This window comes from Candidatus Aeolococcus gillhamiae (assembly GCF_016464765.1).
Taxonomy (GTDB): domain Bacteria; phylum Chloroflexota; class Dormibacteria; order Aeolococcales; family Aeolococcaceae; genus Aeolococcus; species Aeolococcus gillhamiae.
On sequence record NZ_JAEKNS010000075.1, the window covers coordinates 24,412 to 40,634 of the forward strand.

At 70.6% G+C, this 16,223-nt stretch carries 13 protein-coding genes; 7 read left to right on the plus strand and 6 right to left on the minus strand.

Annotated features, from left to right (window positions below; all coding sequences use genetic code 11):
- Positions 1 to 486: a hypothetical protein gene (locus JF886_RS07230; protein ID WP_337311017.1), complete on the plus strand. Its 486-nt coding sequence runs from the start codon at positions 1 to 3 to the stop codon at positions 484 to 486.
- Here the strand turns inward: JF886_RS07230 and nth are convergent.
- Together nth and JF886_RS07240 are read right to left on the minus strand one after the other, a co-directional pair.
- Complete coding sequence (nth, locus tag JF886_RS07235) at positions 438 to 1,169, minus strand: endonuclease III (protein ID WP_337311019.1); 732 nt, start codon at positions 1,167 to 1,169, stop codon at positions 438 to 440. The genes JF886_RS07230 and nth overlap by 49 nt on opposite strands.
- Positions 1,169 to 1,618 (minus strand): putative ABC transporter permease, encoded by a 450-nt coding sequence (locus JF886_RS07240; RefSeq protein WP_337311021.1) that lies wholly within the window; start codon positions 1,616 to 1,618, stop codon positions 1,169 to 1,171. Before JF886_RS07240 ends, nth begins: the two co-directional genes overlap by 1 nt.
- A gap of 22 nt (positions 1,619 to 1,640) precedes the next feature.
- On the opposite strand from JF886_RS07240, the gene mdh reads away from it, so the two are divergent.
- On the plus strand, positions 1,641 to 2,624 hold the full coding sequence (mdh, locus tag JF886_RS07245) for a malate dehydrogenase (RefSeq protein ID WP_337311023.1): 984 nt from the start codon (positions 1,641 to 1,643) through the stop codon (positions 2,622 to 2,624).
- Positions 2,625 to 2,643: 19 nt separating this feature from the next.
- Positions 2,644 to 3,882 (plus strand): glycosyltransferase 87 family protein, encoded by a 1,239-nt coding sequence (locus JF886_RS07250; protein ID WP_337311025.1) that lies wholly within the window; start codon positions 2,644 to 2,646, stop codon positions 3,880 to 3,882.
- Here JF886_RS07250 and JF886_RS07255 read toward each other — a convergent pair.
- Genes JF886_RS07255 through sdhC form a run of 4 tightly spaced genes read right to left on the minus strand, consistent with a single transcriptional unit; the run spans position 3,841 to position 7,488 of the window.
- Positions 3,841 to 4,035 (minus strand): hypothetical protein, encoded by a 195-nt coding sequence (locus tag JF886_RS07255; RefSeq protein WP_337311027.1) that lies wholly within the window; start codon positions 4,033 to 4,035, stop codon positions 3,841 to 3,843. The two genes, JF886_RS07250 and JF886_RS07255, sit on opposite strands and share 42 nt — an antisense overlap.
- Positions 4,032 to 4,871, minus strand: a complete 840-nt coding sequence (locus tag JF886_RS07260; protein WP_337311029.1) for a succinate dehydrogenase/fumarate reductase iron-sulfur subunit — start codon at positions 4,869 to 4,871, stop codon at positions 4,032 to 4,034. The genes JF886_RS07255 and JF886_RS07260 overlap by 4 nt, the downstream gene beginning before the upstream one ends.
- Positions 4,868 to 6,691 (minus strand): FAD-binding protein, encoded by a 1,824-nt coding sequence (locus JF886_RS07265; protein WP_337311031.1) that lies wholly within the window; start codon positions 6,689 to 6,691, stop codon positions 4,868 to 4,870. Before JF886_RS07265 ends, JF886_RS07260 begins: the two co-directional genes overlap by 4 nt.
- A gap of 2 nt (positions 6,692 to 6,693) precedes the next feature.
- Entirely contained in the window at positions 6,694 to 7,488 is a 795-nt protein-coding gene (gene sdhC / locus JF886_RS07270; protein ID WP_337311033.1) for a succinate dehydrogenase subunit SdhC, read from the minus strand.
- Between the two features lie 172 nt (positions 7,489 to 7,660).
- On the opposite strand from sdhC, the gene gltB reads away from it, so the two are divergent.
- From gltB to JF886_RS07290, 4 genes are read left to right on the plus strand one after another with little or no spacing between them, the layout of a single operon-like run.
- Entirely contained in the window at positions 7,661 to 12,136 is a 4,476-nt protein-coding gene (gltB, locus tag JF886_RS07275; RefSeq protein WP_337311034.1) for a glutamate synthase large subunit, read from the plus strand.
- On the plus strand, positions 12,133 to 13,566 hold the full coding sequence (locus tag JF886_RS07280; RefSeq protein ID WP_337311036.1) for a glutamate synthase subunit beta: 1,434 nt from the start codon (positions 12,133 to 12,135) through the stop codon (positions 13,564 to 13,566). Before gltB ends, JF886_RS07280 begins: the two co-directional genes overlap by 4 nt.
- 1 nt (position 13,567) lies before the next feature.
- Positions 13,568 to 14,380, plus strand: coding sequence for a glycerophosphodiester phosphodiesterase family protein (locus tag JF886_RS07285; protein ID WP_337311038.1), 813 nt, complete (start codon positions 13,568 to 13,570; stop codon positions 14,378 to 14,380).
- 9 nt (positions 14,381 to 14,389) lie between these two features.
- A complete protein-coding gene (locus JF886_RS07290) occupies positions 14,390 to 16,192 on the plus strand; it encodes an acyl-CoA dehydrogenase family protein (protein WP_337311040.1) in 1,803 nt (600 codons plus the stop codon).
- Positions 16,193 to 16,223: the final 31 nt, after the last annotated feature.

Genomic DNA, 16,223 nt, shown 5'->3' on the forward strand with positions numbered 1-16,223 from the left:
ATGGACGTCTCTGCCCCGCTCGCCACCCTCCCGGTCAGCTTCTTCGACGCGAGGACAGGCCTCAGCGCGCTCGCCGTGCAACACCTCCGCGCCGACGGCCGCACCGCTCTCGTGTACCACGACGCCCCGGGCGTCATCGCCGCGCGCACCCTGCTCGGTGGCGTGGCCGAGACGCTGATGGCAGAGCTACCTGCCGGGCACACGCTCAGCGTTGTCGAGACGAGCATCCCCGAGCACGGCGCTGAGCTCTTCGTCTACGCGCAGGTCAGCCTGTCGTTCACGGCCTGGACGGGGCACGTCAGCGCGGATGCGGAACGGGTCATCGCGGCCGCCGCGGTGGCCGGTGCCTGCGGGATCGACGTGCGCGAGCTGGAGCGCACCGAGGTGCTGGTGCTTTCCATCCACCGGCCCCGCGCCTGCGCGTTCCCCGGGTTCCGTCAGCTCAGTCTCGGGGACCGCACCCGTCGCGTCCTCGCGGTGGCCTGACCGGCGCGCTGCGCCGGCCCCACCACCAGGGGCCCGAGCTGAGCCGAGGGGCAGATGTCGTTGAGGACGCACTGCGCACAGCGCGGCGTGCGGGCGACGCACACCCCGCGCCCGTGCAGGATGAGGCGCAGGCTGAGCAGGGTCCACTCCTCCTTCGGCACCATCGACGTGACGTCGGTCTCGATGTCCACCGGGTCAGTGGCGCTGGTGAGGCCGAGCCGCCGCGTGAGCCGGGTGACGTGCGTGTCGACGGGGAAACCGGGCACGCCGAACGCCACGCCCAGCACCACGTTGGCGGTCTTGCGGCCCACGCCGCGGAGCGTGACCAGGTCCTCCATGCGGGGCGGCACCTCGCCACCGAACCGCCCCATCACGTCCTGGCACATCTCGCGAATCGCCCGCGCCTTCATGCGGAAGAAGCCGGTGGAGCGGATCAGCTCCTCGACGTCCTCCTGGCACGCCTGCGCGAGCGCGTGCGCCGTCGGGTAGCGCGCGAAGAGCATCGGGGTAACCATGTTGACCCGCTCGTCGGTGGTCTGGGCGCTGAGGATGGTCGCGACGAGCAGTTGGAGCGGGGATTCGTGCACGAGCGCGGTGGTGGCATGCGGGTACTCAGGCCGCAGGCGCTCCACCGTGGTGAGCGCGCGCGCCCGTGCGCCCGCCGGGAGGCGCCGCCGGGCCATCAGCCCGCCCGGCTCAGCCGCAGCGACCGCAGCGCGTCGTCGACCGGTTCGAGCGCCATCCCCGCCGCCGCCCAGAGCGGCGCGTAGTCGAACCGGGTGGCGCCGTGCAGCTGGAATCGGCTGCGTCCCCTGTAGTCCCAGGGGATCACCCCGGCGGCGCGCTCGATGAGCCGTCCGGTGACGTACTCGACGCCGATGAATCCCGCCGCGTAGACGGCGGCACGCTGCGCAACCGGCACGTCGCGAAGTCGGTCGTGCAGCGGCTCGTACATAACTGCGCACAGCGCGTAGATGGGCGGCATCCAGAGGTACGTGTGCCCCTCGAGCTTTGCGCTCCGCGTCGACCGGTGCAGGCTCTGCTCCACCGCGGTGAACGCCACCTCGGTGACGATTCCCAGGACGCCGTACGCGGCGGCGCGCTCGCGGCGACGGAGGCGGCGAGAGGGCATCACGCCATGCTAGCGTGCCACCGTGCGCTTCAAGATCACCGTCGTCGGCGCCGGCAATGTCGGCGCCACGCTGACGCAGCGCCTCGCTGAGCGCAACTACGCGGACATCGTGCTCGTCGACATCGTGGAGGGCCTTCCCCAGGGCAAGGCGCTCGACATGCTCGAAGCCGGTCCCATCGTCGGCTACGACTCGCTGGTCACCGGCACCAACGGCTACGAGGAGACAGCCGGGTCGGACGTCGTGCTCATCACCAGCGGCGTGGCCCGCAAGCCGGGCATGTCGCGCGACGACCTGGTGATGACCAACGCCACAATCGTGGCCTCGGTGGCGCGCCAGGTGGCCGAGCAGTCGCCCGATTCCGTGATCGTGGTGGTCAGCAACCCGCTCGACGCCATGGCCCAGGTGGCGAAGGCGGTCAGCGGCTTCCCCCGCGAGCGGGTCATCGGCATGGCCGGCGTTCTCGACACCGCCCGCTTCCGCACCTTCATCGCGCGGGAGCTCGACGCCTCGGTTCTCGACGTCGCCGCGTACGTCCTCGGCGGCCACGGCGACACCATGGTGCCGCTCACCTCGCTGACCACCGTCGCCGGCGTGCCCGTGTCCGAGCTGATCCCGGCGGAGCGCCTGGAGAGCATCGTGCAGCGCGCCCGCGATGGTGGCGCGGAGATCGTCGCCCTGCTCAAGACGGGCAGCGCCTACTACGCCCCCTCAGCCGCGGCCGCGCAGATGACCGACGCCATCCTGCTCGACACCCGCCAAGTGCTCCCGTGTGCCGTGCACCTCGACGGCGAGTACGGCATCCGCGGGCTGTACACCGGCGTCCCGGCACGGCTGGGTGCGGGAGGGCTGGTCGACGTGGTCGAGGTGGCCCTGTCCGACGGCGACCGGGCCGCGCTGCACCGCTCGGCCGCGTCGGTCCAGCAGCTCGTCGACCTCATGGACTCGCGGCGCGCCGACATCGACCCGTCCATGCCCGCGCTGGGCGAGGCGGTGGCAGTCGGCTGACGTGCCGGCCAATCCGGGCGTGCGCCGCGATCCCTCCTCGCGCCGTCTGCTCCTGCTTCTCGCCACCGCGGGCCTCCTCGTCGTCGTGTTCGTGGTGCGCTGGATCGCCGAGAAACCCACCGAGATCGCCCAGAGCGATTTCGTGCCGCTCCAAGTCGCCGGGGTGATCCTTCGCGAGGGCCACGCGGCACAGCTCTACGATCCCGTGCTCCAGTCGCGTGTCTACGCGGCGGTTGTACAGGGCAGCCACCCCGGCACCCTCTTCTACATTCACGCGCCCATCGCCGCCGTTCTGATGGTGCCGTTCACCCTGGCCGGGCTGGACGCCGCCTTCCGGCTGTGGGGACTGATGCAGCTCGCCTGCCTGGTGGCGGCGGTGGTGATCGCGGCACAGGCAGCGCACGTGCCTCGGCACCGCGGCCGCGTCGGCGCCCTGGCCGCCGGAGTCGGGCTGGCCCTGCCGGCGACCTTGGCGATGCTGCTCGAGGGCCAGGATGTCGGCATGCCCGCGCTCCTGCTCGCCTGCGCCTACGCGGCCATGAGACGCCGCAGCCCTCTGCTCGCCGGCGCGCTGCTCGGCCTCGCCGCACTCGCCGGCAAGCCCCATCTCTTTCTTGGAGTGGCCGTGTGGATCCTCGTGTGGGGAGATCGCCGGCTGATCGCGGGGGCGATCGCGGGCGTGGCCGGCGCCATGCTGGCCAGCCTCGTCGCCGTCGGACCGGGCGGGATCGCGGGCTTCGTCAGCGCGCTGGAGAGCGGCAGGTCCGACTTTCCCAACGCCCAGGAGAGCGTGGCGGGACTCTTCAGTGCCTGGACCGGTGGGGGCAGGATCTCGACGGGGCTGACCGTCGTGGTGACGTTGGCCGCGCTGGCCGCCGTCGCGCTCGCCGCTCGCCGGGGGGCAGCCGGCCGCATCAGCCTGGAGTCGTCGCTGGCCGTCGCGATCGTCCTGTCGCTGCTCTGCGCACCCCACCTCTACCCGCACGACCTGGCGCTGCTGGCACCGGTCTTCGCATGGATGACCGTGGCCGCGACCGGGCGCGACCGGGATCGCGGCCGCGCGCTTCCCGGGGCGGCACTGTTTGCCCTGCTCGGCGTCTGGGTGGTGCTCGCCGTCTGCCTGTCCGTGGATGGTTCGGGAACGCTGCCGGCGGGGGCCGGATCGCTGGCCCCGTACGCGCTCGTGGCCACCGCGTTGCTGGTGGCGCGCCCTCCGTCAGTCCTCGGGAAGGGGCCGGGCCGAGGTCAGCCCGTCTGAGGAGAGGTCCTCCTCGGTCTCCGTGGCAGGAGTCGTGACTACCGGGATCTCCACTCGGGGCGGGCGGTAGCGCACCCCGAAGAACGGGCCCACCGTCATGAGGATCCCGACGAACGCGTCGCGAAGCGCCGAGTCCCGCGGCTTCTCCGTCATCGCGTGTCGTTGTCGCGACTACCGAACACCTTGCGACCGACCCAGCGCACCGGGTCCCAGTCCTTGTCGGCGACACGCTCCTTGAGCGGGATGATCGCGTTGTCGGTGATGTGGATGTGCTCCGGGCACACCTCGGTGCAGCACTTGGTGATGTTGCAGTAGCCAAGTCCGCCCTCGTCGCGAGTCTGCTCGGTGCGATCGAGCACGTCCTTGGGATGCATCTCCAGGCCGGCGACGCGTACGAAGAAGCGCGGCCCGTAAAACTGATCGGAGAGGCCGTGGGTACGGTTGACATGGCAGACGTCCTGGCACAGGAAGCACTCGATGCACTTACGGAACTCGAAGAGCCTGTCGATGTCCTTCTGCTGGATGCGCCACGGTGTCCCGTCGTCCGGGGCTGCCGTGAACGGAGGGATCTCCTTGTTGATCTCGTAGTTGCGCGAGACGTCGCACACCAGGTCCTTGATGAGCGGGAAGGCCTTCATGGGTCGCACCGTGATCGGTCCTTCCGCAAGGTCATCGACGCGTGTCTTGCACATCAATGTCGGCCGCCCGTTGATCTCCGCGCTGCAGGACCCGCACTTGGCGGCCTTGCAGTTCCAGCGCGCCGCCAGGTCCGTGTCGAGGTTGTGCTGGATGTAGTGGATGGCGTCGAGCACCACCATGCCGGTGATCGCCGGCACGTCGTAGGACACGTCTCCCTGCTCGCCGCCGGGAGTCCCCCGGAAGACGTTGAGCGTGATCGTCTCGCCGGTGAGGCCGGGATCGGGAACGTCGTGCTCGGCCGGCGCGGCATCGACTCCCGGCGCGGGCTGCTTCTGGTACAGCGAGGTCATGACGTGCTCCCCAGCGCGGCCGCCGCGGCCGGCATGTTCTCGGGCTTGATGTGTCCCTTGGGAAGCTTCGCAGGGTCGTAGAAGCGGCTGCGGGGCAGCAGCTTGACCAGCTCCTCGGGCATCGCCTGCAGCGGCGCGGCATCGATGGCCATGCCGTCGCCGGCGCGACGCGACACATAGTTGACCTTGCCCTGCTCAGTGTCCTGCTCGAGGAAGTCGAACCGCCACTGCGAACCACGGCTCTCCTCGCGGCGTATGGCGCTGCGCACGATCGCCTCGCTGATGGTGAGCATGAAGGCGACGTCGCGGCAGGTGTGCCATCCGGGGTTGAGGTCGCGGTGCCCGACCACGCGCATGCGTGAGCTCCGTTCGCGCAGCTCGAGGATTGCCGCCAGGGCCCGTTGCAGCGACTCCGCGGTGCGGCCGATGCCGGCGTCATCCTGCATCGCCGCCTGCAGCTCCTCGTGGAGGTGGTACGGGTTCTCGCGGTCGGTCCAGCCGTGGCGGCTGTCGAGCGGATCGTAGAGGCGATCCTGCTCCTCCGCCACCTCGCCCTCGTCGATGGCACGGTCGACGCCCCTGGTGCGGGCGAACTCCGCCGCGGCGACGCCGGCGCGGCGCCCGAACACGAGGATGTCGCCCAGCGAGTTGCCGCCGAGGCGGTTGGCGCCGTGCAGCCCGCCCGCCGCCTCGCCCGCCGCGAACAGTCCGGGCACGGTGGTCGCCGCCGTCTCGGCCTCGACGCGCACACCGCCCATGGTGTAGTGGATGGTCGGCCCCACCTCCATCGCCTCGCGGGTGATGTCGACCGACGCCAGGGCGTGGAACTGCTCGTACATCGAGGGCAGCTTCTTGAGGATGTAGTCGGCCCCGCGGTGGGTGATGTCGAGGAAGGCGCCACCGTGTGGCGAGCCGCGCCCCGCCTTCACCTCCTTGTAGATGGAGCGGGCCACGACGTCGCGTGAGCTCAACTCCTTCTTCACCGGGTCGTACTCGAGCATGAAGCGCTGGTGCTCGCTGTTGAAGAGCAGGCCGCCCTCGCCGCGCACCGCCTCAGTGACCAGGATGCCGCGCGCCCCGGGCGGCCACACCATGCCCGTCGGGTGAAACTGAACGAACTCCATGTCGATGAGGTCGGCGCCGGCGTCGTAGGCCATCGCCGCGCCGTCGCCGGTTCCCTCCCAGCTGTTGCTGGTGTAGCGGTACATGCGGCCCCAGCCACCACTGGCGAGCACAGTGGCGCCCGCCTTGATGACCACGAACTTGCCGTCGTTGCGCCGGTACCCCATGGCGCCGACGACGCGGTCACCATTCTTGAGCAGCCGTGTCAGCGTGTATTCCATGAAGGTCTCGGTGCGCTCGGTGTGCACCAGCTTGTCCTGGCAGGTGCGGATCAGCTCGAGGCCGGTGCGGTCGCCGACATGGGCGAGGCGCTTCCAGCTGTGCGCTCCGAAGGCGCGCTGCATGATGCGCCCGTCTTCGGTGCGGTCGAAGAGGCCGCCCCACCGCTCCAGCTCGTAGACGCGGTCGATCACCTCGTGCGCGTAGATCTCGACCATCCGCCAGTTGTTGAGCAGCTGGCCGCCGAGCATGGTGTCGGCGAAGTGCACCTCCCAGCCGTCATCGCTGTCCACGTTGCCCAGTCCGGCAGCGATGCCGCCCTCGGCCATCACCGTGTGCGCCTTGCCGAGCAGTGACTTGGTGACCACGATGGTTCTGCAGCCCGCCTCGGCCGCGGCAATCGCCGCGCGCATGCCGGCGCCGCCGGCGCCGATGACGAGCACGTCGCACTCGTGGGTGATGTAGCTCTCGAGCGGCATGGTCAGAAGCCGATGTGGGGGTCGGCGAACCAGCCGGCTTGGAGCATGCGGATGTAGACGTCGGCGAGGAGCACCGAGAAGAGGCTCACCCACGCCCACATCGGGTGCCGTCCGTTGAGCACGGTGAGGCCGCGCCACGCCCGGTTGCGCAGGGTGCCGAGCCGCGCGGTCGAGTAGCAGTCCAACCCGCCCCCGGCGAGGTGGCGGAGAGAGTGGCAGCTGAAGGTGTAGCCACTGAGCAACACCACGTTGACGACCAGGATCGCGCTGCCCAGCCCGAAGCCCCACTTGCCGGTGGCGGGGTTGTTGAAGGCAGTCAGCGCGTCGTACCAGAGGAAGCCGAGGATCACAACGGCGACGTACAGGGTGAAGCGATGGAGGTTGTTGAGCGCCATTGGCAACTTCGATTCGCCGCGGTATTTGCGGTGGCGCAACTCACCGAGCGCGCACGCCGGCGGGTCCCAGAAGAAGGACCGGTAGTACGCCTTGCGGTAGTAGTAGCAGGTGCCCCGGAAGGCGAGCGGGCTGAGCAGGATGAATGCAGCCCCGGGGAAAGGCCCGAAGAGCTTGCCGTTGTCGCCGATCTTCGGAGACCAGAAGGGCGAGAGGTACGGACCGATCTCACCGGGCCGGAAGATGAACACCGACACCAGCGCGTAGAGCCCGAAGCCGCCGAGCACGGCCACGACGCTGATCGGCAGCAGCCACCAGGGCTGGTTGCGGCGGAATCGCTCCAGCAGCGTCGGTCCCGGGTGACCGGCGTCGCGCGCCACCGACCTGGCGGTGATCTCGGCCATCTCTCCCCTGACGGCGCCTGCGGCGGCGCATCCGTGCAGAACAAGCGTGAACTCGCTTTGATCGTAGCGAATGCGACATCGATGAAGGTGGAGCCCGGCCAAATTCGCCACCCCCTACTATTGCGTCTTGATCGGCTGACCAAGTCGTGTCAGGCTCCATGGCATCGAACGGATGAGCGCTCCCATGCCGACCGACCGCGACCTTCGCGATCCTGGCTTCGAGCACGATGGCTGCGGCGTCGCCTTTGTGGCCACCACATCAGGCACCGCCACTCACCACATCGTGGCCGCGGCGATGCGCGCGCTCGTCAACCTCGGCCATCGCGGAGCCACCGGCTCCGACCCCGACACCGGCGACGGGGCCGGCATCCTGCTCCAGGTTCCCGACGACTTCCTCCGCGCCAGGGCCGGGGTCGAGCTCCCCCCTGCCGGCGGCTATGGCGTCGGCATGGTGTTCCTCCCGGCGGCGGCTGCGGCGCGCCGCACCGCGCAGGCGCTCATCGCGGAGTGCTGCGCCGACGAGGGCGTGCACCTGCTCGGCTGGCGGGACGTGCCGATCGACGCCACGGTGCCCGGGATCACCGCTCGCAAGGCGATGCCGCGCATCCGCCAGTTCTTCGTCGCCGCAGTCGGGCTCGACGGCGACGCTCTGGAGCGCCGCCTCTACGTGTTGCGCCGAGTCATCGAGTCGCGGGCCTGCGCCGCGGAAATGGACCGCCGCGTCCTCCACATCGCCAGCCTGAGCAGCCGCACACTCGTCTACAAGGGGATGCTCACCGCCGAGCAGCTCGGTCGCTTCTACACGGACCTGCATGACGAGACGACGCGCTCCGCGCTGGCGCTGGTGCACGCCCGCTTCTCGACTAACGTGCTGCCCCGCTGGGACCTCGCCCAGCCGCTGCGCATGTCGGCGCACAACGGCGAGATCAATACCATCCGCGGCAACGCCGCCTGGATGTCGGCGCGGCAGTCGAAGTTCCGCAGCGCACTCTTCGGCGGCGACATCGACAAGATCCGTGACGTCCTCGACGCCGCCGGCTCGGACTCCACGCAGTTCGACAACGCGCTCGAGCTGCTCACCATGTCGGGGCGCTCGATCGAGCACGCCATGATGATGATGATCCCCGAGGCGTGGCAGAGCAACGATCTTCTCGACGATGAGCGCCGTGCCTTCTACGAGTTCCACGCGTCGCTGCTCGAACCGTGGGACGGTCCCGCCGCCATCGCCTTCACCGACGGCCGGCTGGTCGGCGCCTGCCTCGACCGCAACGGCCTCCGCCCGGCGCGCTACCTAGTGACCGACGACGGCCTCGTGGTGATGGCCTCCGAGGCAGGCGTGCTCGACATCCCCGAGGAGCGGATCGTCAAGAAGTGGCGGCTCGACCCCGGCCGGCTGCTCCTCGTCGACACGGAGGCGGGGGCGATCCTCGACGACGGCGCCATCAAGCGCCAGCTCGCCGGCCGCCATCCCTACGGGGAGTGGATCCGCGGCGGCACCGTCCGTCTCGACGAGCTCACCCGGGGCGCCGAGCTGCAGGAGCCGGATTCCGGGACGTTGCGGATCCGCCAGCACCTCTTCGGGTGGACGGATGAAGACCTCCGTCTGGTGGTGGCACCGATGGCGTCCAAGGGCGAGGAGCCGGTCGGGTCGATGGGCAACGACGCGCCGCTGGCGGTGCTGAGCGATCGTCCCCAGCCGCTGTTCGCGTACTTCAAGCAGCTCTTCGCCCAGGTGACCAACCCGCCGATCGACCCCATCAGGGAGGTGTCGGTGATGTCGCTGGCCACCTCTCTGGGCGCCGGCGGGAACATGCTCGAGCAGGGACCTGGCCAGGCGGCGCGGCTGGAGATGGCCCACCCCATCCTCACCAGCTCGGACCTGGCGACGATCCGCCACGTCACCCAGCGGCAATTTCCCGCGGAGACGATCAACGCCGTCTTCCACCGCGCCGGCGGCGCCGACGGGCTGCGCGACGGGCTCGACCGCATCTGCCGTCTGGCCTCCGAGGCGGTGTCCTCGGGGCGCTCCGTTCTCATCGTCAGCGACCGCGGAGCCGACGCGGGCCACGTGCCCATCCCCTCACTGCTGGCCACCGCCGCGATCCACCATCACCTGCTCCGCGAACGCACCCGCACCGGGGTGGGGCTGGTCGTGGAGAGCGGCGAGCCGCGCGAGGTCGCCCATCTCGCACTGCTCATCGGCTACGGCGCCGAGGCGGTCAATCCTTACCTGCTCCTCGACACCGCCGCGGAGATGGCCGCCACCGGCGTGCTCGAGAACCTCGACGCCGCGGCGGCGCAGCGCAACATGATCCATGCACTGCGCAACGGACTGCTCAAGACCATCGCCAAGATGGGCATCTCGACGGCGCTGTCGTACTGCGGCGCCCAGCTGTTCGAGGCCATCGGCCTCGCTGAGGACGTCGTCGACCGCTACTTCACGGGGACCCCGACGCGCATCGGCGGCTCCGGCCTGGACCGTGTCGCCGCGGACGCGCTGAGCCGCCACGGCCGCGCCTTCCCCGCGCGGGGTGCGCCACCGGCCGCGCTCGACCCGGGGGGCAGCTACCAATGGCGCCGCAACGGTGAGAAGCGCGCCTGGAACCCCGAGGTGATCGGCGCCCTTCAGCACGCTGTCCGCTCCGAGTCGAGCGCGGACTTCGCGCGCTACGTAGCGCTCGCCGACCGCGAATCGGCCGAGCGCCGCACCCTGCGCGGCCTGCTCGAGCTGCGCGAGGCGGACACCGCCGTGCCGCTCGACGAGGTGGAGAGCGCCGATACGCTGGTGCACCGCTTCGCCACGGGTGCCATGTCGCTTGGCTCGATCTCCCCGGAGATGCACGAGACGCTGGCGATCGCCATGAATCGCATCGGCGGCCGCTCCAACACCGGCGAGGGAGGCGAGGACGCGGCACGGTTCGAGAGCGACGGCCCGGACTCCCGCCGCAGCGCCATCAAGCAGGTGGCGTCGGCCCGTTTCGGGGTCACCGCCCATTTCCTCATCAACGCCGACGAGATCCAGATCAAGGTCGCCCAGGGTGCCAAGCCCGGCGAGGGAGGTCAGCTGCCCGGCCACAAGGTGGACGTCACCATCGCCCACCTCCGCCACGCCACCCCCGGCGTCGGGCTCATCTCTCCCCCACCCCACCACGACGTGTATTCGGTCGAGGACCTCGCCCAGCTTATCCACGACCTGCGCTCGCTCAATCCCACCGCGCGGATCAGCGTCAAGCTGGTCGCGGAGATGGGTGTCGGACCGATCGCCGCCGCGGTCGCCAAGGCCCGCGCGGACCACATCGTCGTCTCCGGCTACGAGGGCGGCACCGGCGCCGCGCCGCTGTCGTCGCTCACCCACGCGGGGGCGCCATGGGAGCTCGGGCTCGCCGAGGCCCAGCAGACTCTGGTCGCCAACGGCCTGCGCGACCGCGTCGTGCTGCAGAGCGACGGACTGATGCGCACCGGCCGTGACGTCGTCGTGGCTGCGCTGCTCGGGGCTGAGGAGTTCGCCTTCGCCACCGCGCCGCTGGTCGCAGCCGGCTGCGTGATGATGCGCGTCTGTCACCTCAACACCTGCCCAGTCGGCATCGCCACCCAGGATCCCGACCTGCGGGCGCGCTACACGGGTCGCGCTGAGCACGTGGTCACTTTCATGCGCTTTCTCGCCGAGGACGTTCGTCGCTGGATGTCGCGGCTCGGGGTTCGCCGCTTCGAGGACCTGGTGGGACGCGTCGAGCTGCTCCGCCAGGTGGACAGCAGCGGCGACGTCGACCTTGCCCGATTGCTTGTCGCACCCGGCGAACCGCGCCATTTCCAGCCACGTGCCGCTCACGCCTGGCAGGGCGACGTCGATGAGCGGGTCATCGCGTTCGCCGGCGAGGCGCTGGAGAGCGGCAACCCGCTGCAGCTGCGCATGCGGGTGAGCAACCGCGACCGCAGTGTCGGAGCGCGTCTCAGCGGCGAGGTGGCCATGCGCCACGGCGCGGCGGGGCTGCCCCCGGACACCATCCGCGTCAACCTCCAGGGAAGCGCCGGGCAGTCGTTCGGGGCCTGGCTGGCGGGCGGCATCACGCTGACCGTGCAGGGCGAGGTCAACGACGGCTGCGGCAAAGGCCTCAGCGGCGGTCGCATCGTGGTGGTCCCCCCCGCCAACGCCAATCGGCCTGCCGATGACAACGTCATCGCCGGCAACGTGCTGCTCTACGGAGCGACGTCGGGGGAGCTCTACGCCCGCGGCGTCGCCGGCGAGCGGTTCGCGGTGCGCAACAGCGGCGCTCACGCCGTCGTCGAGGGGACCGGCGACCACGCTCTCGAGTACATGACCGGCGGCGTGGTGATCATCCTCGGGCGCACCGGGCGCAACGTCGCCGCCGGGATGAGCGGCGGCCTCGGCTACGTGCTCGACGTCGACGGCCGCTTCACGCAGCGCTGCAACACCGACATGGTGCGGCTGGTCGACGTCGACGAGGACACCGATGGCGAGACGGTGCGCAAGCTTCTCGAGCATCACCTCTCCTACACCGGCAGCCCGGTCGCCGAGGAGCTGCTCGAGGGCTGGCCGCAGTCGTTGCAGCGATTCGTCAAGGTGCTCCCGATCGACTACGAGCGAGCGATGGCCGCGCGCCCGGTGAAACTCGAGGTGGCGGTGTGAGCGTGCGCCGCGACTTCCTCGAGGTGCCACGGCGCACCTCGCCGTACCGCGCCGTCGCCGACCGCGTCCGCGACCATCGCGAGCTGATCCACCCGCTGCCACTGGCGACTGTGGAGGCGCAGGCGGGACGCTGCATGGACTGCGGGGTGCCCTTCTGCCACAACGCCTGTCCCCTCAACAACCTGATCCCCGAGTGGAACGGTCTGGCCCGCACCGGCGACTGGCGCGGCGCCTCCGCCAACCTGGCCACCACCAACAACTTTCCCGAGTTCACCGGCTGGCTGTGTCCGGCGCCGTGCGAGCCCGCCTGCGTGCTCGCCATCGGTGGTGACGCGGTGAGCATCAAGGAGATCGAGCGCACCACCATCGAGACCGCGTTCGCCAACGGCTGGATCCACCCCGAGCCACCGGCCTTCCGCACCGGGCGCAGCGTCGCCGTGGTCGGCTCCGGACCGGCCGGGTTGGCGGCGGCGCAGCAGCTCAACCGCGCCGGCCATCGGGTGGTGGTCTACGAGCGCGCCGACCGGCCCGGCGGGTTGCTCCGCTATGGCATCCCCGACTTCAAGATGGGCAAAGGGCTGCTCGACCGCCGCCTCGACCTGCTCAGCGCCGAGGGCATCACCTTCGAGTGCAACTACGACTGCGGCGTCGACGTGAGCGGCGAGGAGCTCCTCGAGCGTCACGACGCGGTCGTGCTGGCGGTCGGTGCGGAGCGGGCGCGGGACGTCGAGCTCCCGGGACGCCACCTCGACGGCATCCACCTCGCCATGGACTACCTCACCGGCCAGAACCGTCGCGTCGCCGGTGCGCCGGACGAGGTGATCAGCGCCGCCGGCCGCAACGTGGTGATCATCGGCGGCGGCGACACCGCGGCGGACTGTCTCGGTGATTCCCATCGTGAGGCCTGCGCATCGGTGCAGCAGCTGGTCATCTACCCCGAGCCACCGCGCGTGCGACCGGCGTCGAACCCGTGGCCGCAATGGCCGTTGGTGCTGCGCAACCACGCCGCCCACGAGGAGGGTGGGGTGCGCGCCTTCGGCGTCGAGGTTATGGGTTTCGAGGGCGAGGCCGGCGGCCGGGTGCGCGGCATTACCGTCGTCGAGGTCGATCGCGGCCGGGACGGCTCTAGCAGCCGCGGCCTCCTCCGGCGTGCCGGCACGGAGCGCGTCATCGAGGCGGATCTGGTGCTCCTCGCCATCGGCTTCAGCGGGGTGCGCGAGTCCCCGCTGTTCGAGCAACTCGGCGTCGAGCTGGTCGACGGCACGCGCATCGCGGTCGACGGCGGCCTGCGCGCCGGCCGCGAGGTGACGGCGGGGGGTGATGCCGTCCTCGGTGCTGCGCTGGTGGTCGACGCCATCGCCCAGGGCCGGCGCGCTGCCGCCACGTGTGACCGCCTGCTCCAGGAGGAGTTCCAGGCGGCCGCGGTCTGAGATGCCCGCCTTCCTCGATCACCCCACCCCGATCGCGATCGCCCATCGCGGGGGCGCCGAGGAGCTTCCCGAGAACACCCTGCCGGCGTTCGACGCCGCCATCGAGCTCGGCTACCTCCATCTCGAGACCGACGCCCACGTCAGCAGTGACGGCGTCGTCTTCTCATTCCACGATCACGTGCTCGAGCGGGTCACCGATCGCCGCGGCAGGCTTGTCGACCTCACAGCTGCAGAGATCCTCACCGCCGACGCCGCCTACCACTTCAGCCCCGACGGCAACACGTTCCCACACCGCGGCACCGGCATCCGGGTCCCCACGATGGAGGAGGTGCTGACCCGCTGGCCGGGCGTTTTTGTCAATATCGACACCAAGTCGGACGCCGTCGTCGAGCCGCTTGTGGAGCTGTTGCGCCGCCTCGATGCCGTCGACCGCGTCTGCATCGGGTCGTTCTCCGACGACCGATTGCGCCGGGTGCGGCGGCTCTGCGGTGGGGCGATCTGCACCTCGATGGGACCGGCAGGGATCACCGCCGCCTGGCTGGCCTCGCGCAGCGGCAGGATGCCACGGTTGCGGGCCGACTGCGTGCAGGTGCCGGTGCGGGCGCGCCGGCTGGTGGTGGTCGATCGCCGTTTCCTCGACGCCGCCCACGCGGCCGGGCTGCAGGTCCACGTCTGGACGATCGACCACGCCGCCGAGATGACCGAGCTCCTCGAGCTCGGCGTCGACGCGATCATGACCGACCGTCCCCGGCTGCTCCGCGAGGTGCTCGTCGCCCGCGGTCAGTGGCATGGCGCTGCGCTGGCGCGGGCATAACCTACGCGCATGCTGCCCAGCGATCCCGGCGCCCGACACATCCCGCCCCCGCAGCGCGAGGACTGGTACAGCGGCGACGAGCATCTCCGCTGGCTGCTCCGCGACAGCGTCGGAGAGGCGGTCTGGCCGGTGGCGGACGCGGCGCTGGCCGAGCTCGGTGCGCTGGTGCCGCAGCGCGTCGAGCCGCTGGCGGTTGCCGCGGACCGCCACCCGCCGGTGCTGCAGCAGTACGACGCCCGCGGTGCACGCGTCGATGTCATCGACTTCCATCCCGCCTACGACGAGCTGATCAATACCGTGCTCGGCTTCGGAACTGTGCGCTCCGCGCACCTGCCAGGCTGGCGCGGCCTGCCGGGGGTGGCACCGCGCGCGCTGGTCAGCGCGGTCTCCTACATGTTCCTGCAGGCCGACCAGGCGATCACCGGCTGCCCAGTCGGGATGATGGACGCAATGGCGCGCTGCCTGGCGCGCAACGACCCAGCCCTGGCCGAGCGTTTCGTCTCACGCATCGCCGACGACACCGGGGCGCACATCACCTCGGCGATGTTCCTCACCGAGAAGGCGGGCGGCTCCGACGTCGGCGCCAACGAGACCGTGGCCGTGCGCGACGACGACGGAGGCTGGCGTCTGCATGGCGAAAAGTGGTTCGGCAGCTGCCCGCAGTCAGACCTCGTGCTGGTGATGGCCCGCCCCGAGGGCGCGCCGGCGGGGCCCGCCGGGCTCGGGCTCTTTCTCATGCCGCACGTGCTCGATGACGGCAGCCGCAACGCCATCCTCATCCACCGCCTCAAGAACAAGTTCGGCACTCGCGCGATGGCGTCAGGCGAGGTTGGCCTGCGCGGCGCCTTCGCCTGGCAGGTCGGCGCGCTGGATCGCGGCATGCGCCAGATGATGGACATGGTGTCGCTGACCCGCGTCGGCATCGTAGCCGCCACCGCCGGAGCGATGCGGCGGAACACCGTCGAGGCTCTCGACCACACCGCTCAGCGCCGGACCTTCGGGGGAATCCTGCAGACCCATCCGCTGATGCGCGACAGCCTTGCCGAGCTGGTCGTGGACTCCACCGCGGCGCTCACCGCGACCGTCGCGGTCAGCGAGCTCCTCGACAAGGCGGATGCCGGCGACTCAGAGGCCGGGGGCGCGCTGCGCCTGCTCACCCCGCTGTTCAAGGGCTACTTCACCGAGCGCGCCCGCATCTGCGGCGGCGACGCCATGGAGATCCGTGGCGGCAACGGCTTCATCGAGGACTGGCCGGACGCACGCATGCTGCGCGACGTGTCCGTGCACGCCATCTGGGAGGGCTCGGGCAACGTGATTGCGCTCGACGTGCTGCGCGCGCTGCGGCACGGTGCGGGGCCGCATTTCCTCAGTGACCTCGAGCGCCGCGCCGAGGGCGCTGGGGAGCGGGGCCCAGCGTCAGCGCTGGCCGCGCCGCTGCTCGGCGAGATCCACGCACTGGCGCACACGCTCGACCGGCTCGCCGCCGAGGATCCGATCGCACAACAGCTGCCCATCCGCCGCCTGGCCCGGCGCATGGCCATCCTCGCGGTGGGTACACGACTCGCTGAACAGGGGAACCGCTTCGCCGCCGAAACGAGCAGCGGCCGCCTCGCCTGGATCGCCGCGCGCTTCGTGGCACGGTTGGGCGGCGAACCACTGGTCGATGAAATCGCCTCCGACGCACGCTGGCTGGAGCATGCAGAGCACATCCTCAACGGGGGCCCTGTGCCAGTCGGCGTGGGAGTTTCGCTGTCAGCGGCAGTTGCCGCCGCCCTCGCCGCGCGCCTGGATGACGCCCGAGTCGTCATCTGAGCCGACGCGTCGGCGCCGCTGTCGGTGGCTG